Raw genomic sequence first — 19,043 nt, 5'->3', positions numbered from 1 at the left:
CCTCACGGCAACTGGGCGACGAGGGCGGCGGAGGTCGACACCGCGCCGAAGACGCCGCCCTGCATCTTGATCATCTTGATCGCCGCCAGATGGTTGCCGTAGTCGGTCGCGCCGCAGCAATCCTCCAGCATCACGCATTCGAAGCCGCGGTCGTTGGCCTCGCGCATGGTGGTGTGCACGCAGACATCGGTGGTGATGCCGGTCAGTACGATGTTTTCGATGCCGCGCTGGTTGAGGATCAGCTCGAGATCGGTGGCGCAGAACGAACCCTTGCCCGGCTTGTCGATGATCGGCTCGCCTTCGGCCGGATAAAGGTCGGGGATGATGTCCCAGCCAGGCTCGCCACGCACCAGGATGCGCCCGCACGGGCCGGGGTCGCCGATGCCGGCATTGATGCGGCGCGAGCGCCAGCGCTTGTTGGCCGGCAGATCGGCGAGGTCGGGGCGATGGCCCTCGCGCGTGTGGATGATGGTGTAGCCCTTCGCCCGCATCGCCGACAGCACCGACTTAATCGGCTCGATCGGCGCGCGGACCAGCGACAGGTCGTAGCCCATATGGTCGACATAGCCGCCAGGCCCGCAGAAATCGGTCTGCATGTCGATGATGATCAGCGCCGTGTTGTCGGGCCGAAGTTCGCCATTGTACGGCCATGGATAGGGATCGGCATCGATGTAGCGCTGGGTGATCCCGGCTCTGGCGTTCATGGCAAAAACTCCAGTCTGGTCGCGGTCATTTGGTGATCGACAGTTCGCCCGGCGCGCCAGCGAGCGTGCGGCTCGGCGACGAGGTGGCGATCATGATGACGAGGGTGAGGATGTAGGGCGCGGCGTAGAAGAGATAGTAGCCCTGCGTGACGCCGACCGACTGCAGTGCCGGGCCGAGCGCGCCGGCGCCGCCGAACAGCAATGCCGCGGCAAAGCAGCCAAGCGGGTTCCAGCGCGCGAAGATGACCAGCGCCACCGCCATCAGCCCCTGGCCGGACGAGATGCGCTCGGTCCAGCTGCCGGGATAGTAGAGCGACAAATAGGCGCCGCCGATGCCGGCGAGCGCGCCGCCGACGCCGGTGGCGAGGAGGCGCACCGTGTTCGGGTTGAGGCCCATGGCGCGCGCGGCGTCGGCGCTGTCACCGACCACGCGCACGATCAGGCCGATCCTGGTGTTGCGGAAGGCCCACCACAGGAAGACGGCGAGGGCGGCACCAATCAGGAACAGCACGTTGACGTTGAGTGCCGCCTGCACCTGAGGGATACCGGACCAGGAGCCGAACGGGATCGCCGGCAGATCCAGCGCCGAGGGCTGGATGAAGGGCTTGCCGAAGAAGAAGGCTAGTCCAGAGCCGAACAGCATCAGGGCGATGCCAATGGCGATATCGTTGACCTTCGGGAATTTGCAGATCCAACCGTGGAAGAGACCGAAGCAGAGGCCGGCGACAGCCGCGGCCAGCAGACCGAGCCATGGCGAGCCGGTCATCACCGCGACTGCGTAGGCGCTCATGGCGCCGAACACCAGCGTGCCTTCCAGGCCGAGATTGATGCGGCCGGACCGCTCGGTGATGGCTTCGCCGAGCGACACGAAGATGAAGGGAGTGGAGACGCGGATGGCGCCGCCCAGCATGGCAAGCGGTACGCCCCACAGCCCGATATCGGTCGTCTCCATCAGGTGTTCCTCTGCCAGAGGTCGGGGTTGAAGGGCTTGAAGCGGCCGTAGAAGGTCTCGCTGAACAGGATGACGATAAAGAGCATGCCCTGCAGCACCAGCACGGTTGCGTCCGGCAGGTCCATGCGACGTTGGATCAGGCCGCCGGACGCATCGATGCCGCCAAGCAGGATGGCGACGGGGATGATGGCAAGCGGATTGTGGCGGGCAAGGAAGGCGACGAGGATGCCGGTATAGCCGTAGCCGGCGGCAAGCGAGGCGTTGGCGCTGCCTTGCACGGCCACGACTTCCAGCATGCCGGCGAGGCCGGCGAAGCCGCCTGCGAGCGCGGTGAAGCCGACGATCAGCGACCCGACGGCAAGCCCCTGGACTTGCGCGGCCCTGACATTGCCGCCGGCGATGCGCGCGGCGAAGCCCCAGCGGGTCTTCTCGATCAGCAGCCATGAGAGCACGCAGGCGATGACGCCGACGACGAGGCCCCAATGCACCTCCATGCCGGGAATGTTGCCGACACGGTAGATGTCGGCCAGCGGCTGGGTCGAAGGCTTGTTGAGGGAAGCCGGGTCGCGCAGCGGTCCTTCCACCAGATGGTTCATCAGCGCAATCGCGATGTAGGCCATCAGCAGGCTTGAGATGGTCTCGTTGACGGCGCGGTAATGACGAAGCGCGCCGACGGCACCGATCCAGATGCCGCCGGCGGCTGCGCCCCCCACGCCCATGAGAAGGATGACGAGAAAGGACGGCGCGCCGTTCAGCGCCACGCCGACGGCGGCCGCGGCGACGCCGCCCAGCACGATCGCGCCTTCGCCGCCGATGACCACAAGGCCAAGGCGTGCGGGAAGCGCCACGCAGAGCGCCGCCAGCAAGAGCGGCGCGCCGCGCGACAGTGAGTTCTGGATCGAGAACCAGGAGCCGAAGCCGCCTCGCCACATCGTCTCGTAGAGCTGGACCGGCGACTTGCCGACAGCCAGGATGAACAGGCTGAACAGCACCATGCCGGCGACCAGCGCCGCGAGCGGAATGACGAAGGCCTCCGCCCGCCTGGCGATCCATTCGAGCGCCGGCCGATATCCCCTCGCAGCGAGGATAGTCCCCACATCCGGGCTGCTCACCGTGTCCGTCATGTCCCGTCTCCCTCGGCCAGCGCTTGAAGCGTGCTTCAAGCTCTTGTTCGGATGCGTGTCGTCATCCCAAAAACCGCTGCGCACTTTTGGGCGACACGCAATGCCTCAGGCTGTCGAGCCGACGACGCCCTCGACGAGATAGTCCATGCTTTCGAGCTCGATGGCGGTCTCGACGAAGGCTTGGCCCTCGGTCGCGACGATGGTGCCCTTGTTGCTCTTCAACGGTCCCTTGATGACGGAGAAGCCTCCCTTCATCATTTCGGCCAAAGTGGCGTCGAACTGCTTGCGCGCCGCTTCGCCGACGGCTGGGCCCAGCGGGCTCATCTTGACGAAGCCGTCGGCTAGTCCGCCGCGCGTGAAATTTGGCAGCGGCTTGCCGGCGACGAGGTCGTCGACGAACATCTTGTAGACCTTGGCCCAGTTCCATTCCGCGCCGGTCAGGTATTTTTCCGGCGCCAGCGGGCTTTGGTTGGCATGGTAACCGCAGACGAAGGCGCCGCGGCCGGCGGCCGTCTCGACCACCACCTTCGGGCTGTCGACATGGCAGGTGATGACGTCGGCGCCCTGGTCAACCAGCGCGTTGGTGGCCTCGGCCTCCTTGACCGCCAGCGACCATTCGCCGGTGAAGATCACCTGGCAGGTGATCGCCGGATCGACCGAGCGCGCGCCGAGCAGGAAGGAGTTGATGTTGAGCAGAACCTGCGGGATTGGCTTGGCGGCGACGAAACCGAGCTTCTTTGACTTGGTGGTGTGGCCGGCGACGACGCCGTTGAGATACTGGCCCATGCCGATATAGCCGAAATAGGACCCGGCGTTCATCGGGTGCTTGTCCTTGTTCCACATGCCGCCGCAATGGCGGAACTGGACGTCGGGGAACTTGGCGCACATGGCCAGCATGTGGGGATCGAAATAGCCGAAAGAGGTGGGGAAGATCAGCGAGGCGCCGTCGAGGTTGATCATCGATTCCATCGTCTTTTGGACGTCGACCGTCTCGGGGACGTTCTCTTCCTCGACGATGGAGATGCCCTCGATGCCCTTCAGCGCAGCGGCGCCCTCGGCATGCGCCTGGTTGTAGCCGTAGTCGTCCTTCGGGCCGACATAGATGAAGCCGACGGTCGCGGCGGCGGCGCGCGCCGCGCGGATCGGAAAGGCTGCCGAGGCCAGGCCGAGCGCCGCTCCGGCGGCGGAGGTCTTGAGCAGGTCGCGGCGGCTAAGCAGGAATTTGTCGGTCATATCGAGTGCTCCCCTTTCTTGGACCCCGGCAGGGGTCGGTTGACGTGCTGTCAAGAAAGTGCATGCAATCGCTGTGCCAGTTCCTCAGCGTAGTTTTCTGTAATAAAATCAATGGGCGATTTTAGCAGGCCTGCATAAACCCAAGGCAAGTGCATGCACTTTTTGCCTTAAAAATGATCAATTTGACATTGAGGCTAAAATCTAGGCATACAGGGTGTGCGACCTTGAGTCGAGATAGCCGGGGAGCGTCCACCTTGCGGGCCATCCGCAATAAACTGGACGGGAGGAGACGTGTCGGGAAAGCGCAGCTTGGTCAGGTCGGGCACGACCGCGGATCAGATGGTGAGGGCGATCGCCGACCGCATCGTCACCGGCTATCTGCGTCCCGGTGAAAGGCTCGACGAGGCCTCGCTGGCCGCTCGCTTCGACGTTTCGCGCACGCCGGTGCGGGAGGCGCTCGGCCAGTTAAGCGCCATCGGACTGGTCGAGAGGCGGCCCAACCGCGGCGCCATCGTCGCGGTGGTCACGCAGGAACATCTGGCCTCGATGTTCGAGAGCATGGCCGAGCTGGAGGCGATCTGCGCCCGCTTCTCCGCCGAGCGCATGACCGGCGCCGAGCGCCGCTCGCTGGAAACCGAGCATCAGGCATCGGCGCGGCTCGTGCAACTCGGCGCCGAGGAGGACTACGAATATTTCAACACCGAGTTTCACAGCAGGCTTTATCGCGGCGCCCACAACACACATATCCATGAGCTGACCACGACGACCCGCAGCCGGCTGGCGCCGTTCCGGCGCGCGCAGTTCATGCTGCCGGGCCGGCTGGCCAAATCCTGGCAGGAGCACGATCTGATCGTCACCGCGATCATGCGCGGTGACGCGGCGGCCGCGGGCAAGGCGGCCCGGGATCATGTTTCGATCGTCAGCGAGGCAAGCGCGGTGTTTGCGGCCGCCGACCCGATGGAACCGAAGCTCAGCCGATCCGCGCGTCGATGATCTCGACGAAGCGCGCGAAGAGGCCGGCCTGCGACTTGATCTTCAGCTTGCGATAGATGTTGCGGCGGTGGACCTTCACGGTCCCCGGCACGATCCTGAGCGCCCTGGCGATCGATTCCGTGGAATGGCCCTGAAGCACCAGATCGACGACCTGCTTTTCGCGCGAGGTCAGCGACAGGCTCTTCCAGATATGGGCGCGGTCGAGCTCGTTGGCCATCGCGACGGTTTCGCCGGAGGGCGGGGCCGCGACCTCTTCGGCGGGCAGCGACGGCCAGCGCTGCTTGCAGAAGCCGATCACCGCCGGCGCCATATCGCGCAGCAGCCTGGCGTCCGCCGTTCCGAACGGGCCCGAGGCGCGCAATCGCATCAGCGACAGCACCAGCGCATCCTTGCCGGCCAGCGGCACGAAGAAGCCGACTTCCTCGGCAAGCTTGGTCTGGCTGTAATAGGAGCGATAGTATTCGCTGGCATAGAAGCGATCCGGCGCAAGCTCGCGCATGCGCCAGAAACCCTCCTTGCGCTCGACCGCGGCGTGATGGAACGGGTCGAGCAGATACGGCCCTTCCTGGTAAAGCGCGACGAAGATGTGGCTTTCGGCCGGCGAGAAGGTTTCGAACAGCAGCGGCGGCCGCGCAGCACCGCGATAGCCGAAGATCACGCAGTGGTCGAAACGGACATGTCCGCGCAGCCAGCCGACGATCGCTTTGCCGAAAAGGTCGCCGCCGGTCTCGCGCGCCGTGGCGATCACGGCGGCCAAAGAATTGTAGTCGTCACTGCGGGAGGCGGCCATTCATACCCCTCTAAACGATAAAATCGGCTAAATATACCACCCGTGAGGTATATACTAGGCGCCATTGGCTCTGCTAGCGTCAAGACATTGCCTCACGCTGTCGCTGGAGCCGTGGCTTGACTGCAGTGCCCGATATCGAGTTTCGCACGGTCACCAAGCGCTACGGCGCGGTCACCGCGGTCAGCGGCATCGACCTTGCCATCCCGCCTTCGGCCTTCGTTGCGTTGCTCGGCCCCTCCGGCTGCGGCAAGACGACCTGCCTGCGCATGATTGGCGGCTTCGAGCAGCCGAGCGAAGGCCAGGTGCTGATCCGCGGCCGCGACATGGCCGGCACGCCGCCCTACCGGCGCCCGGTCAACATGGTGTTCCAGCAATACGCGCTGTTCCCGCATCTCGATGTCGAGGAGAACATCTCCTACGGGCTGCGCCAGGCGAGGCCGCGGTTGTCGTCGCGCGAGATCAGCCAGAGGGCGGGCGAAGCGCTTTCCATGGTGCAGCTCGCCGGCTATGGACGCCGCAAGATCCACGAGCTTTCCGGCGGCCAGCAGCAGCGCGTGGCACTCGCCCGCGCCCTGGTCAACAAGCCGGCGGTGCTGCTTCTCGACGAGCCGCTGGCGGCGCTCGACAAGAAGCTGCGCACCGATATGCAGATCGAGCTGCAGAACCTGCAGCGCGAGATCGGCATCACCTTCGTGCTGGTGACGCATGACCAGGAAGAAGCGCTGTCGATGAGCGATTTCGTTTGCGTCATGAATGGCGGGCGCGTCGTCCAGATCGGACAGCCGAGCGAGATCTATGACGAGCCCGCCGACCTGTTCGTCGCGGACTTCGTCGGCAAGACCAATCTCGTCAGCGGCAAGGTGGCTGGTCTTTCCGGCGATCTCGTCGATGTCGTGCTTGCCGACGGCACGGTGATTTCGGCGCGCAAGCGGCTGCCGCTCAGCCGTGGCGATGCCGTTTCCGTGAGCTTGCGGCCGGAATCGCTCAGCCTCTCGGCGCCCGGAAGCGGCGCCTTGAACGGCATCGTCCGCAACCGGATTTTCCTCGGCTCGACGGCGGAATACGCGATCGAGGTCCAGGGCATCGGATCACTGCTCGCCAAGGCCGACCACGTGATCGGCCAGGGCAATCTCTTCAGGCCGGGCGAACCCGTCGCCATCGGCTTTGCCGCCGGAGCGCCGCTGGCGTTTCCGCATGCCAAGAACAACGGGACCAACCAGAGGGAAGACCAAAATGTCGAAATCCTATCGTGACGGACTGCCGATAACCCCCGATAAATTCGTCGACCAGTTGATGCGCCTGAAGCGCGGCTCGATCGGCCGGCGCGATTTCCTTGGCCTCACCGGCCTCGGCGTTGCGACCGCCGTCATGGCGCGCGAGCTCGGCATCATGCCGACGCCGGCCTTCGCCGCCGAGAACCTGGGCGATCGCATGTCGATCGCCACCTGGCCGAACTACCACGACCCGCAGACCTTCGAGAACTTCAAGGCAGAGACCGGCGTCGCCGTCGAGGTCAACGTCTTCGGATCGAACGAGGAGATGCTGGCCAAGCTGCAGGCCGGCGGCTCGGGCTGGAGCCTGTTCGTGCCGACCAATTACACGATCTCGACCTACAAGAAGCTCGGCATCATCGAGCCGCTCGATATGGCCAAGCTGGCGAACTACGACGGCACCAAGGAAGATTCACGCTTCACAGCAGAAGGCACGATCGACGGGACGATCTATGCGGTGCCGAAGAACTGGGGCACGACCGGTTTCGCCGTCAACACCAAGAAGCTCGCCAAGCCGATGTCGAGCTGGAAGGAGTTCTGGGACACCGCGATGGCCGAAGGCGACGGCCGCACCATGGTGCACGATTATCAGCTCACCACCATCGGCAACGCGCTGAAATATTACGGCTATTCCTTCAACTCGCTGAAGCAGGACGAGCTCGCCAGGGCCGAGGAACTGCTGCTCAAGGTCAAGCCGCATCTGTTCGCGGTGTCGAGCGATTACCAGCCGGGGATGCGCGCCGGGGATGCCTGGATGACGATGTGCTGGACCAATGACGGAGCGCAGCTCCATCGCGACATTCCCGAGATCGCCTATGTGCTCGGCAACGAGGGTGGCGAGATCTGGACCGACTTCTACGCCATCCCGAAGGACGCGCCGAACAAGCCGGCCGGCTATGCGCTGCTCAACTATCTGATAAACCCGGCGGTGGCGGTGAAGGAGCACCTGGCCAATGGCGCGCCCTCGACCGACGCGCGGGTCAACGCGCTGCTGCCGAAGGAGGTGCTCGACAACCCGATCCTCTATCCGGCGGCCGATCTGTTGAAGCCGCTCGAATTCGGCGCCGCCGCGACGCTCACCGATCCGGGCCGCGCCGAGCTGATGGCGCGCTTCAAGTCGGCTTGAGCGGGAACGGCCACAAACACGATCAAGGCAATGCGACCGGCGGACGAAAGTCCGCCGGCGCCGAAATGGCTCTCTCGATGCGCGGCAGTCTCTTTCGCAAGAATCTCGTGACGGCGCTGCTGCTCGCTCCGGCGGCGCTGTGGCTGGTCGTTTTCCTGGTCCTGCCTTTCGTCGCGATCGCCATCTTCAGCGTCGGCGAGCGGGCGCCGGAGGGCGGCTACCAGGCGGCGCTGACGTTCGCGCAATACGCCAACCTGCCGGCGCGGGCGACCGCCTTCTGGAACACGATGGTGCTCGCGCCGGCCGGTGCGCTTGCCTGCCTGCTCGTCGCCTATCCCGTCGCCTATTATCTGGCGCTGCGCGCGCCGCAGCGCTGGCGGCTGATCCTGCTCGCGATGATCGTCATACCGTTCTGGACCAGCCTTCTGATGCGCACCTATGCCTGGATGTACATCCTTGGGGGGCGCGGCATTCCGGCTTTGCTGGCCTATGTCGGCATCGAGGATCTCAGGCTGATCAACACGCCGGGTGCGGTGCTGCTCGGCATCGTCTATGGCTACCTGCCGCTGATGATCCTGCCGATCTATGTCAGCCTGGAACGGCTCGACCGCCGGCTGCTGGAGGCTTCCGCCGATCTGGGTGCCACGCCGCTGTCGACCTTTCTCGGCGTGACGCTCAGGCTGTCGCTGCCGGGCGTGACGACCGGCTTCTCGCTGGTGATGATCCTGCTGCTCGGCGAATATCTGATCCCGACGCTGCTCGGCGGCGGCAAGGTGTTCTTCATCGGCAATGCGCTGGTCGACCTCTTCCTGCAATCGCGCAACTGGCCGTTCGGATCGGCCATCGCCATCACGCTGGTGCTGGTCTCGGTGGTGGTGCTGATCGTCGCCAACCGCATCTCGACCCGGTTGTCGGGCGCACGCCGGGTGGACCTGATCTGATGCGCGCCTTCGTCGTCGCCGTCTTTGCGTTCCTTTACCTGCCGATCGCGCTGGTCGTGCTGTTCTCCTTCAATGCCGGCCACCATGCTAGCGAATTCACCGGCTTCTCGGTGCAATGGTACGGCAAGGCATTGTCGAACCCGTTCCTGGTCGAGGCGCTGAAGAACAGCCTGTTCATCGCCACCACCAGCGCGCTGCTCGCTGCCTTCTGCGGCACCGCCGCGGCGCTCGGCCTGCAGCGCGTCGGCGCGCGGACGCGGGCTCTCTTCGACGCGTTGCTGGGCGCGGCGATCGTCGTTCCGGGTGTCGTAATCGGCATCTCGACGCTGGTCGCGCTGGTACAGCTCTTCGCCGTCGTCAATCCGTTCCTCGCCTCGCTATGGCCGACCGACCAACCGCCGCGGCTTTCGCTTGGCTATGGCTCGATCATCGCCGCGCACGGGCTGTTCTCGATGGCGCTGGTGACGATGATCGTCGGCACGCGGCTCAGCAGCCTCGACCGCAATCTGGTCGAGGCATCGAGCGATCTCTACGCCACGCCGCTGACGACATTCCGCTCGATCGTGCTGCCGCAGATCATGCCGGCGGTGATCGCAGGCTTCCTGCTCGCCTTCACCTTCTCCTTCGACGATTTCATCATCGCCTTCTTCGTTGCCGGCGCGCAGACGACATTGCCGATCTATGTCTTCGCCTCGATCCGGCGCGGCGTGACGCCGGAGATCAACGCCATCGCGACGATCGTGCTCGCCGCCTCGGTCCTGCTGGTGCTGCTTGCCCAATGGCAGCTCGGGCGTCGGAAGCCATCGCCTTGAAAGACAAATCGATGATTTTGAAAGACCGTATCGCCGTGGTGACGGGCGCCGGGTCGGGCATCGGTCGCGCCGGCGCCATGATCATGGCTAGGGAAGGGGCCTTCCTAGTGATCGCAGACCGGGATCCGGCGGCAGGCGAAGCCACGGCCTCCGAAATCCGCGAAGCCGGCGGCCGCGCAGAAGCGGTCGCCACCGATGTCGGCGATGACAAAGCGGTCGAGGGTCTCATCGAGGGAACGCTTGGCAAGCATGGCCGGATCGATATCCTGCATAGCCACGCCGGTATCCAGGTGGGCGGCACGCTGACCGAGGTGGGCACAGACGGGATGGACGCCTCGTGGCGCATCAACGTGCGAGCCCAGTTCCTGGCGGCGAAGACCGTCATGCCGGCGATGATCGCGCAAGGCGGCGGCGTCATCCTCAACACCGCCTCGAACTCGGGTGTCTTCTACGATCGCGAGATGATTGCCTATGCCACCTCCAAACATGCCGTGGTGGCGATGACCAGGCAGATGTCGCTCGATTACGCGAAACACAATGTACGTATCAACGCGCTCTGCCCCGGCTGGGTCGACACGCCGTTCAACGAGCCGTTCATCGCCCAGATGGGCGGGCGCGATGCGATCGAGAACTATGTCCGCACCAAGATCCCGATGGGGCGCTGGGCGAGCGCGGAGGAGATCGCCGAAGCCATCCTGTTCCTCGTCTCCGACCGTTCGTCATTCATGACCGGGCAGGCGCTGGTGGTGGATGGCGGCGAGAGCATTGGTTGACCTAGTCCAGCGAAGCGGGCTTGCGCCGGCGGCGATGATCGGTCAAACCATAGCTCCACCTTAGCGAGACCGTCATGCAAGCTGCAACACAGCGATACCGCGCCAGGCATTCGATTTTTGCCGGCGGTGTTTCGTTTGCGCGCGCGGGGGACCACTGATCATGCGCTGCTGCCGCCACGAGAATTTGCAGCGTGCGGAAGAGACGAAGGTCGGCTCGCATGTCGTCCGCGACGGCTGGACCGAAGGGGTGCAGGGTGCGCTGAACCCGGCCTTTCGGCCGGTCATCAGGCGGGCGTCCGTCCTCGAATAACGCAGCTTAGATAACGCCCTACCGGAACGGATATGCCCGCCGAAGCGATTTCTCCTTCGTACGGACATGACCAATGCCTGACAATCTGAACACCTCATTCGCCGGCGCGGACACGCAAAGCTGGCTGAAGACGCATGCGATCAACGAGGTCGAGTGCCTCGTGCCCGACGTCAACGGCGTGCTGCGCGGCAAGACCTTGCCGACGGCCAAATTCCTGAAGTCGCTGGAGGACCGGGCGCTCTATCTGCCAAGCAGCGCCTTCCTGGTCGCCATCGACGGCCGCTATTCCGGCTCTGTCGACGAGGGCTTTGCCTATTCAGATCCGGACATGCGTATGGTGCCGGACACCTCCACGCTGTGTGTGGCACCGGGCAGCGCCGGCAGGGCCTATGTTTTTGCCGACACCTTCCATATGGACGACAGGCCCTGGATGGCGTCGCCGCGCCACGTGCTGAGAGCCGTGCTCGAACTTTACCGCAAGCGCGGCTGGCACGCGGTGATGGCGCCGGAAGTGGAATTCTATCTGACAGCACCCAACCCCGATCCGGACCGGCCGCTGACCGCGCCTGTCGGGCGCAACGGCCGGCCGGAAAGCGTGCAGCATCCCTACGACATGCAGGCGCTGGAGGAATTCGAGGCGGTGACGCGGCAGCTCTATGAACATGCCGCAATCGCCGGTCTGCCGCTCGACACGCTGATCCATGAATCCGGCACGGCACAGCTGGAAATCAACTTCCTGCACGGCGATCCGCTGGCGCTCGCCGACAAGGTGGTGTTGTTCAAGCGCTTGGCGCGACAGATCGCACAAGCAAATGGCATGCACGCCACCTTCATGGCCAAGCCGATCGCGGCGCAGGCCGGCAGCTCGATGCACCTGCACATGTCGATCGTCGACGAGACGGGCGAGCCTTTGTTTGCAGGCAGGGACGGCGATGACAGCGAGATGTTCGCGCATTTCATCGGCGGCCTGCAGAAATACATCCCTGAAATCATGCCGCTGTTCGCGCCCAACGTTAACTCCTACCGGCGCATCCGGCCGAACCACAGCGCGCCGGCCAACATCGAATGGTCGCATGACAACCGCTCCTGCGGCCTGCGCGTGCCGATCGGCGGGCGCGCCGCGCGGCGGATCGAGAACCGGCTGCCCGGCGCCGATGCCAATCCCTACCTCGCAATGGCCGGTTCGCTGATCGCCGGCTATCTCGGCATCGAGGGGAGGCTTGCGCGCTCGCCGGAAGCCTTCGGCAATGCCTATCGCAGCCAGAGCACACTGCCGAAAACCATGGAGGAGGCGCTGGAGCGCTTCGCCGCCTGCGAGCCTGTGCGGGCGCTGCTCGGCGAAGATTTCTTCCAGACTTACCTGCGCGTGAAGAGCGTCGAACTCGATTTGTTCCAGAGCGTCGTGACGTCCTGGGAACGCGACCATCTGCTGCTCAAGGTGTGACCATGGCCTCGCGTTCAACAGGTTTCAATTCCGGTCTCGATATCGGCAAGTCCTATTATGTCGCCACCGCCAATCCGGCGCCCGACCATGCCGCGCTTGCGGGCGATGTCGAGGCGGATCTGGTGGTGGTGGGCGGCGGCTGCACGGGCCTTTCGGCGGCGCTTCATGCGGCGGAGCGCGGCCTGAAGGTGGTCCTGCTGGAAGGCGGCAAGATCGGCTGGGGCGCCTCCGGGCGCAATGGCGGCCAGATGATCCCGGGCTTGCGCAAGGGCGCCAGGGGCTTGGTCAAAACGTTCGGGCCGGAACGGGCGAAGGCGCTGTTCGATCTGGCCTTCGAGGCGCGCGGGCTGGTGCTCGACATCATCGAACGCCACGCCATCGATTGCGACCTGCGCCAGACCGGCCATCTGGTCGGCGCCGTCAATGGTTCCGACATGCGCGACTTTGAGGAAGAAGCCGAATGCCTCGCCAAGGTGATGAAGTTCACCGATGTCGAGATCCTGTCGGCGGCGCGGGCGCGGCAGATGGTGGATACGCCGTATCAGGGCGCGGTCTTCGAGAGGCTTGGCGGCCACATGCACCCGCTCAACTACACGCTTGGGCTCGCTCGCGCCGCTTCTGCCGCCGGCGTTGTCATCCATGAGAACTCGGTTGCTGTCCGGCTAGAGCGCGAGCCGTCCATCCGGGTGTTCACCGACAAGGGCTCGATCCGCGCCAGGCATGTGGTGCTGGCCGGCGATGCGCTGCTCAAGGGGTTGGAGCCGCGCGTCAACAGCCGCATCATGCCGGTCGGCAACTATATCGCCGCCACCGAGCCGCTGGATGGCAAGGCCGACGTTATCCCGGCCAACGTCGCGGTTTCCGACACGCTCTTTGTCGTCAACTATTATCGGAAATCGGCGGACGGCCGCCTGCTGTTCGGCGGCGGCGAGCGCTACACACCTTCGCCGCCGGCCGACATTGCCGGCTTCGTGCGGCCGCATATGGAAAAGACCTTTCCGCAACTCAAGGGCTGCCGGATCGACCATGCCTGGGGCGGGCTGGTGTCGGTGACAACGTCGCGCCTGCCGCATGTCGGACACTACGGCGAGGTCTATTTCGCGCATGGCTATTCCGGCAAGGGCGTCATCCTGTCGACGCTGTCGGGCAAGTTGCTCGCGGAAGCAATCACGGGCGATGCCTCGCGGCTCGACCTGTTCTCGACGCTGACGCCGCTGCCGTTCCCGGGCGGCACGGCGCTGCGCGGCCCGCTCTATGTGCTCGGCATGCTGTGGTACGCCATGCGCGATCGGCTCCGGCATTAGAGCAATTCCAGGAAAAGTGCGAGCCGGTTTTCCGCCCGGAATTGTGTCGAACAGAGAGATAGAGCGGTTCATCGTTCTCGTGAACGATGAACCGCTCCGGGCTGGCTTTCCCGTCCCCGGCGTGGCTAATGTCCTGACGCCGGGAACGAAATCCCGGGAAGGAAGGGCGATGAATATCGAGCCGGGTCGACTGACCAAGAAGGAACGACACGAGCTGATCCTGTCGGAGGTTCGCCGTTCGGCATCGATCCGCATCTCGAAGCTTGCGCGCCGCATCGGCGTCGCCGGCGAGACCATCCGCCGCGACTTGATCGAGCTTGGCGATGCGGGGCTCATCAACCGCACCTATGGCGGCGCGACAATTTCCCTGGTGACGTCGGAACCCGTGATCGCCGAACGCGGCCTCACCATGGTCGAGGAGCGGGCCCGCGTGGGGCACGGCGCCGCCGGACTGGTCGAGAAAGGCCGCATCGTGATGATCGACGGCGGGTCGACCACCTATGAGGTCGCGCGCAGCCTGTCACAGCTCGGCCGGGACCTGACCATCATCACCAACTCCATCGGCGTCGCCTCGGTGGCCGGCGCCAATCCCGGTTTCCGCGTCATCCTTTGCCCCGGCACCTATGACAGCCGCGAGGCCGCCGTGCTCGGCGAGGACACGGTCGAATTCGTGCGCCGCTACAATGCCGACGTCGCCATCATCGGCGCCTCGGCGCTGAACGCGGAGGGGCCGAGCGACATGATCTCGGGCGCGGCGGCGGTGAAGCGGGCGATGATGGCGCGGTCGCTGTCGACCATGCTGGTCGTCACAAACGACAAGTTTGGCCGCAGCGGCCTCGAACGCGTCTGCGCGCTGAATGAGATTTCCGATGTCGTCACCGACAGCGAGCCGGCAGCGGAACTGCGCGCTGCGATCGACGAAGCGGGCGGCGAGCTGCACGTCTTTGCCGCAAGCTGAACCGGTAGCTGGTTAAGCATCCCGATTGCTCAGCGCGATGTGGCAGCAGCCGGAGCCATGGCCTGGCGTCCAGGTGACATTCTCGAAGCGCACGCCGGTCGCCTCGAACAGGCCGCGGTCGAAGGCGCCGGCGATGCGGCAGAGCGTGGCGAGTTTTTCCGTGCCGACGCCGGCCTCGACCCAGGCGTCCTTCAGTGGGCAGCGCTTCACCTTGAAAGCGATGTGCTCCGGGCCGCGCTCGACATCGGTTGGATACATGCGGCCGCCATCCGGGCTGACGGCGAGGAATGCTTCGCCGATCGCCGGCGCATCGTTGGGGCTGAAGCCGGCGAAGGCTGCCGCGGCGACTTCCTGGCCGCGCTTCTCGATGGCGCGGATCATCACCGCTTCGGCCTTCTCGGCGCCGAGCTCGGCGGTCAGTTCGTCGAGGAGGAGACGGTACAGATCGGCACGATTGCGGAAGGCGGAGTCCAACTCGCGCGACAGTTTTTCGGCTCTGGCTGCTTCGGGATCGGTCATGGTGCGTCCTGATTTTGTTGTCTGACCATGACCTTGTCTGCAAACCGGTTGCCACTTTGCGGGATCATGGTCGGTTCCTGATCAATCTTGGTGTCGCCGCGACCAGCGCCTTGCCGATCGCCGATTGCGGATTGGCGATGACGGTGCGGGCATCGCCGCTCTCGGCGACCCGGCCGGCATCGAGGATGACGACGCGATGCGCGATGGCGCGGATGACGCCGAGGTCATGCGAAATGAACAGATAGGCGATCCGTTCCTGCCTTTGCAGGTCGAGCAGCAATTCCAGGATCTGACCGCGCACCGAGACATCGAGCGCCGACACAGCTTCGTCGAGGACGATCAGCGAAGGCCGCGTGGCGATGGCGCGGGCGATCGCGACGCGCTGGCGCTGGCCGCCGGAAATCTCGTGGATGGCGCGCGCGGCGAGACCGGCATCGAGGCCGACGCGCTGCAGCAGCGCCGCGATATGGCGCGGGCGCTCGGTGCGCGAGGCGATGTTGTGCATGCGCAAGGGATCGTCCAGCACGCGTGCCACGGTGGCGCGCGGATTGAAGGCGGCGAGCGGGTCCTGGAAGACCATTTGGAGGCGGGCGCGGCGCGCGCGCAGCGCGGCGCCCGACAGCGCTAGGAAGTCGTGCCCTTCGAAATCGATGCGGCCGGCGTCGGGTCCGATCAGTCGCAGCACCAGCCTTGCGATCGTCGATTTGCCGCTGCCGGACGGGCCGGCGAGCGCCAGCGTCTCCGCCTGTTCGATCTCGAAGGACACATCGTCGACCGCGGCGAAGGGCTCGCCGCCCCGGCGATAGCGCTTGGCAAGATTGGAGACGGCCAGCACGCTCATGCCGAAGCGCCTTGCCGGTCAAGCAAAGGCTTCGCGTCGAGGCCGAGATGGGCGTCGAGCAGGGCGCGCGTATAGGCATGGCGCGGCGCTTCGACGATTTGGCGGGTCTCGCCGAGCTCGATCAGTTCGCCATGGCGCAGCACCGCGATGCGATCGGCGAGCGTCGCTGCAAGCGCGATGTCGTGGCTGATGAAGAGCAGCGTCATGCCGTCCTCGGCCACCAGCCTGCGGATCAGGGAGACGATCTCAGCCTGGACGATGGTGTCGAGCGCGCTGGTCGCTTCATCGGCGATGAGCAGTCTGGGGCCGGCGGCAATGGCGGCCGCGATGGCCACGCGCTGCTTCTGGCCGCCGGAGAGCTGGTGCGGGTAGGCGTGGAGGGTGGCTTCGGGAAGGCGGACACGATCGAGGAGGGTTTTGGACTTGGCGTTGGCGGCTTGCCAATTGAGGTCGAGATGGGTGCGGGCGACTTCGGCGATCTGCTTGCCGACCGGCATCACCGGGTCGAGGCTGGAGGATGGGTCCTGGAAGACGAAGCCGATATCGCGGCCGCTTACCGGGGTGTTGTTGGTTGGCGGGAGACGTTGGCGATCCTTCGCACCCCCCTCTGTCCTGCCGGACATCTCCCCCGCAAGGGGGGAGATTAGGCCGTCATCTCCGCTTTCGCCAATCTCCCACGTTGCAGAAGGTGGGCCACCGACGGAGCTGCCAATCTCCCCCCTTGCGGGGGAGATGTCCGGCAGGACAGAGGGGGGTGTGACGGAACGAGGCGTTTGAAATTGGCTTGCTTGCCAGTCAATCGTTCCGTCAATCCTAGCACCCCTCGCCAACAACCCCGCCACAGCCAGCGCCAGCGTGCTCTTGCCGGAGCCGCTTTCGCCAATGATCGCCAGGCGTTCTCCGGCGAGAACTCCAAGGCCGATGCCCTTCAGCGCCTGCACCTCGACGCCGTCACGTCGATACCGCACCGACAGATCGCGGATCGAGAGCAGCGCCGTCACGACAGGCTCCTGCGCACGGCTGTGCTTTCCACCACGCCTTCGCCGGCAAGATAGACGCCGAGCACCGTCAGCACGAGCGCCACGCCGGGAACGATCGACAGAAACGGTGCGGTGCGCAGTACCGTGCGGCCTTCGGCGATCATGCCGCCCCAGGTGACGCGGTTGGGGTCGCCGAGGCCGAGGAAGGAAAGCGCTGCTTCGGTGAGGATGGCTGCCGCCACGATCACCGACGACAGCGCCAGCACCGGCGGCAAGGCATTGGGCAGCACCTCGCGGAAGGCGATCTCGAGCGGGTGCATGCCGATGACGCGGGCGCCGGCGACATAGTCGCGCTCGCGGATCGACAGCACTTCGGCACGGGCGACGCGCGCCGGCCCGGTCCAGGCGCCAAGCGCGATCGCCGCGACGACCACGCCGAGCGAGGGGCCGACAATGCTGACGAAGGCGAGCGCCAGCAGAAAGCTCGGAACGGTCTGGAACGCGTCGGTGATGCGCATGAGCACTTCGTCGACCAGGCCTCCGGCAAAGCCGGCTGAAGTGCCGACGACCGCACCGATGAGGAGCGCCGCGGCGGCTGCGGCCAGCCCGACCGCCAGCGAGGTGCGGGCGCCATGGAAAAGCTCAGCCAGAACGTCGCGGCCCAACCGATCGGTGCCGAGCGGCAGCGGCCAGTCCTGGAACGGCGGCAGCAGCGCCGGGCCAGCGATCGCCTGCGGGTCGCCGGGAAACAGCAGCGGCGCCGCCAACGCCATCATCATGAGCAAGGCGAGGATCAAGGCGCCCGCGATTGCTTCGGGCGAGCGGAAGAAACGACGCAGGCGGTTCATGCGCCGGCCTCGCTGGCGCCGACGCGCGGATCGAGGAAAGCGTAAGCGAGATCGACCAGGAGGTTGATGACGACGACCAGGACGGCGCTGACCAGGATGATGCCGAGCAGCAGCGGCGTGTCGCGTCCAGCGACGGCTTCCTGTGCCAGCCGCCCGAGGCCGGGCACGGCAAAGACGCTTTCGATGACGACGCTGCCGCCCAGCATCTGCGCCGATTGCAGGCCGAGCATGGTGACCAAGGGCAGAAGCGCATTGCGGGCGACATGGGCAAGCACGATGCGGCGGCGCGACAAGCCCCTGGCGCGGGCGGCGAGCACGAAATCCTGCCGCCAGGCCTCGGCCATGCCGGCGCGCATCATGCGCAGATAGAGTGCGAGATAGATGAAGCCGAGCGCCGAGACCGGCAGCACGAGATGGGTGGCGATGTCGGCTGCCCGCGCCAGCCCGGTCTTGCCGGAAGCGATCGTCTCGATGCCGCCGATCGGCAGCCAGCGCAAATCGACGGCGAAGACGACGATCAGGACCAATCCCAGCCAGAAGCCTGGAACCGCATAAAGCGCCAGCGAGCCGATCGACAGGAAGCGATCGCGAAAACTGCCGGGCCGTGCGCCGGCATAGATGCCGAGCGCCGAGCCGAGGCCGAAGGAGAGCGCGGTGGCGCTGCCCATCAGGATCAGCGTGGTCGGCAGGCGTTCGAGGATGATTTCGCGGATCGGCCGCGAGAAGGTGACCGATTGGCCGAGGTCGAGATGCAGCAACGCCCAGAGATAGTTGGCAAGCCGCGTCAGCTCCGACTGGTCGAGGCCCCAGCGGTGACGCAGCAATTCGATCATGCCGGCATCGCCGCCGGTCGAGACGATATAGGCGTCGACCGCATCGCCGGGGGCGGCTTCGAGGAGGAGGAAGCTGCCGATGACGACGATGAGGAGGACGAATGCGCTGCCGACGAGGCGGCGGCGCAGGAGGGCGAGGCCGCGGGTCATGCGCGCCTCGACGGGTTGGCGATACGCTGGCTATAGGAAAAGCCGAGCCCAGGCCCCCCTCTCTGTCCTGCCGGACATCTCCCCCTCAAGGGGGGAGATTGGATGTCGCAAACGGCTTCGCCAATTTTCGACGTTGC

Annotated in this window: 20 protein-coding genes; 10 read left to right on the top strand and 10 right to left on the bottom strand. The window is 65.4% G+C overall.

Features of this window, described 5'->3' with window-relative positions; all coding sequences use genetic code 11:
• Positions 1-2: 2 nt before the first annotated feature.
• From YU3_RS0106430 to YU3_RS0106415, 4 genes are all read right to left on the bottom strand, one after another.
• Positions 3-704 (bottom strand): isochorismatase family cysteine hydrolase, encoded by a 702-nt coding sequence (locus tag YU3_RS0106430; protein WP_027165479.1) that lies wholly within the window; start codon positions 702-704, stop codon positions 3-5.
• A 25-nt stretch (positions 705-729) separates the two neighbouring features.
• Positions 730-1,656: an ABC transporter permease gene (locus YU3_RS0106425; RefSeq protein ID WP_027165478.1), complete on the bottom strand. Its 927-nt coding sequence runs from the start codon at positions 1,654-1,656 to the stop codon at positions 730-732.
• Positions 1,656-2,780, bottom strand: coding sequence for an ABC transporter permease (locus YU3_RS0106420; protein ID WP_027165477.1), 1,125 nt, complete (start codon positions 2,778-2,780; stop codon positions 1,656-1,658). The genes YU3_RS0106425 and YU3_RS0106420 overlap by 1 nt, the downstream gene beginning before the upstream one ends.
• 105 nt (positions 2,781-2,885) lie before the next feature.
• Positions 2,886-4,013 carry a BMP family ABC transporter substrate-binding protein gene (locus YU3_RS0106415; protein WP_027165476.1) on the bottom strand — a complete coding sequence of 376 codons (1,128 nt, stop codon included), beginning with the start codon at positions 4,011-4,013 and terminating at the stop codon, positions 2,886-2,888.
• A 339-nt stretch (positions 4,014-4,352) separates the two neighbouring features.
• Here YU3_RS0106415 and YU3_RS0106410 point away from each other — a divergent pair, with 339 nt between their 5' ends.
• Positions 4,353-5,006, top strand: coding sequence for a GntR family transcriptional regulator (locus YU3_RS0106410; protein ID WP_245273441.1), 654 nt, complete (start codon positions 4,353-4,355; stop codon positions 5,004-5,006).
• Here the strand turns inward: YU3_RS0106410 and YU3_RS0106405 are convergent.
• Positions 4,984-5,796 (bottom strand): LuxR C-terminal-related transcriptional regulator, encoded by an 813-nt coding sequence (locus YU3_RS0106405; protein ID WP_027165474.1) that lies wholly within the window; start codon positions 5,794-5,796, stop codon positions 4,984-4,986. The two genes, YU3_RS0106410 and YU3_RS0106405, sit on opposite strands and share 23 nt — an antisense overlap.
• 116 nt (positions 5,797-5,912) lie before the next feature.
• Here YU3_RS0106405 and YU3_RS0106400 point away from each other — a divergent pair, with 116 nt between their 5' ends.
• The 9 genes from YU3_RS0106400 (at position 5,913) to YU3_RS0106360 (ending at position 14,735) form a co-directional block, all read left to right on the top strand.
• A complete protein-coding gene (locus tag YU3_RS0106400; protein ID WP_027165473.1) occupies positions 5,913-7,049 on the top strand; it encodes an ABC transporter ATP-binding protein in 1,137 nt (378 codons plus the stop codon).
• Positions 7,030-8,193 carry a spermidine/putrescine ABC transporter substrate-binding protein gene (locus YU3_RS0106395; protein ID WP_027165472.1) on the top strand — a complete coding sequence of 388 codons (1,164 nt, stop codon included), beginning with the start codon at positions 7,030-7,032 and terminating at the stop codon, positions 8,191-8,193. Before YU3_RS0106400 ends, YU3_RS0106395 begins: the two co-directional genes overlap by 20 nt.
• Before the next feature lie 77 nt (positions 8,194-8,270).
• Complete coding sequence (locus tag YU3_RS0106390; RefSeq protein ID WP_027165471.1) at positions 8,271-9,134, top strand: ABC transporter permease; 864 nt, start codon at positions 8,271-8,273, stop codon at positions 9,132-9,134.
• Positions 9,134-9,946 carry an ABC transporter permease gene (locus tag YU3_RS0106385; protein WP_027165470.1) on the top strand — a complete coding sequence of 271 codons (813 nt, stop codon included), beginning with the start codon at positions 9,134-9,136 and terminating at the stop codon, positions 9,944-9,946. Before YU3_RS0106390 ends, YU3_RS0106385 begins: the two co-directional genes overlap by 1 nt.
• A gap of 11 nt (positions 9,947-9,957) precedes the next feature.
• A complete protein-coding gene (locus tag YU3_RS0106380; protein ID WP_027165469.1) occupies positions 9,958-10,719 on the top strand; it encodes a glucose 1-dehydrogenase in 762 nt (253 codons plus the stop codon).
• Between the two features lie 160 nt (positions 10,720-10,879).
• Positions 10,880-11,029 (top strand): hypothetical protein, encoded by a 150-nt coding sequence (locus YU3_RS40410; RefSeq protein ID WP_156913367.1) that lies wholly within the window; start codon positions 10,880-10,882, stop codon positions 11,027-11,029.
• A gap of 73 nt (positions 11,030-11,102) precedes the next feature.
• Positions 11,103-12,473 (top strand): glutamine synthetase family protein, encoded by a 1,371-nt coding sequence (locus YU3_RS0106370; protein ID WP_027165468.1) that lies wholly within the window; start codon positions 11,103-11,105, stop codon positions 12,471-12,473.
• Positions 12,474-12,475: 2 nt separating this feature from the next.
• Positions 12,476-13,777: an FAD-binding oxidoreductase gene (locus tag YU3_RS0106365; RefSeq protein WP_027165467.1), complete on the top strand. Its 1,302-nt coding sequence runs from the start codon at positions 12,476-12,478 to the stop codon at positions 13,775-13,777.
• Between the two features lie 169 nt (positions 13,778-13,946).
• Positions 13,947-14,735 carry a DeoR/GlpR family DNA-binding transcription regulator gene (locus YU3_RS0106360; RefSeq protein WP_245273436.1) on the top strand — a complete coding sequence of 263 codons (789 nt, stop codon included), beginning with the start codon at positions 13,947-13,949 and terminating at the stop codon, positions 14,733-14,735.
• A 12-nt stretch (positions 14,736-14,747) separates the two neighbouring features.
• On the opposite strand, the gene YU3_RS0106355 is transcribed toward YU3_RS0106360, so the two are convergent.
• The 5 genes from YU3_RS0106355 to YU3_RS0106335 all read right to left on the bottom strand — a co-directional run bounded on the left by YU3_RS0106355 (position 14,748) and on the right by YU3_RS0106335 (position 18,906).
• On the bottom strand, positions 14,748-15,254 hold the full coding sequence (locus YU3_RS0106355; RefSeq protein ID WP_027165465.1) for an L-2-amino-thiazoline-4-carboxylic acid hydrolase: 507 nt from the start codon (positions 15,252-15,254) through the stop codon (positions 14,748-14,750).
• A 64-nt stretch (positions 15,255-15,318) separates the two neighbouring features.
• A complete protein-coding gene (locus tag YU3_RS0106350) occupies positions 15,319-16,095 on the bottom strand; it encodes an ATP-binding cassette domain-containing protein (protein WP_027165464.1) in 777 nt (258 codons plus the stop codon).
• Entirely contained in the window at positions 16,092-17,096 is a 1,005-nt protein-coding gene (locus YU3_RS0106345) for an ABC transporter ATP-binding protein (protein ID WP_027165463.1), read from the bottom strand. The genes YU3_RS0106350 and YU3_RS0106345 overlap by 4 nt, the downstream gene beginning before the upstream one ends.
• A complete protein-coding gene (locus YU3_RS0106340; protein WP_027165462.1) occupies positions 17,093-17,923 on the bottom strand; it encodes an ABC transporter permease in 831 nt (276 codons plus the stop codon). The genes YU3_RS0106345 and YU3_RS0106340 overlap by 4 nt, the downstream gene beginning before the upstream one ends.
• Positions 17,920-18,906 carry an ABC transporter permease gene (locus YU3_RS0106335; protein ID WP_027165461.1) on the bottom strand — a complete coding sequence of 329 codons (987 nt, stop codon included), beginning with the start codon at positions 18,904-18,906 and terminating at the stop codon, positions 17,920-17,922. Before YU3_RS0106335 ends, YU3_RS0106340 begins: the two co-directional genes overlap by 4 nt.
• Between the last annotated feature and the right edge of the window lie 137 nt (positions 18,907-19,043).

The organism is Mesorhizobium sp. WSM3224 (assembly GCF_000427725.1).
Taxonomy (GTDB): Bacteria; Pseudomonadota; Alphaproteobacteria; order Rhizobiales; family Rhizobiaceae; genus Mesorhizobium.
Note: the sequence above shows the minus strand (reverse complement) of the source record. Positions and strands in the feature narration are given on the sequence as shown.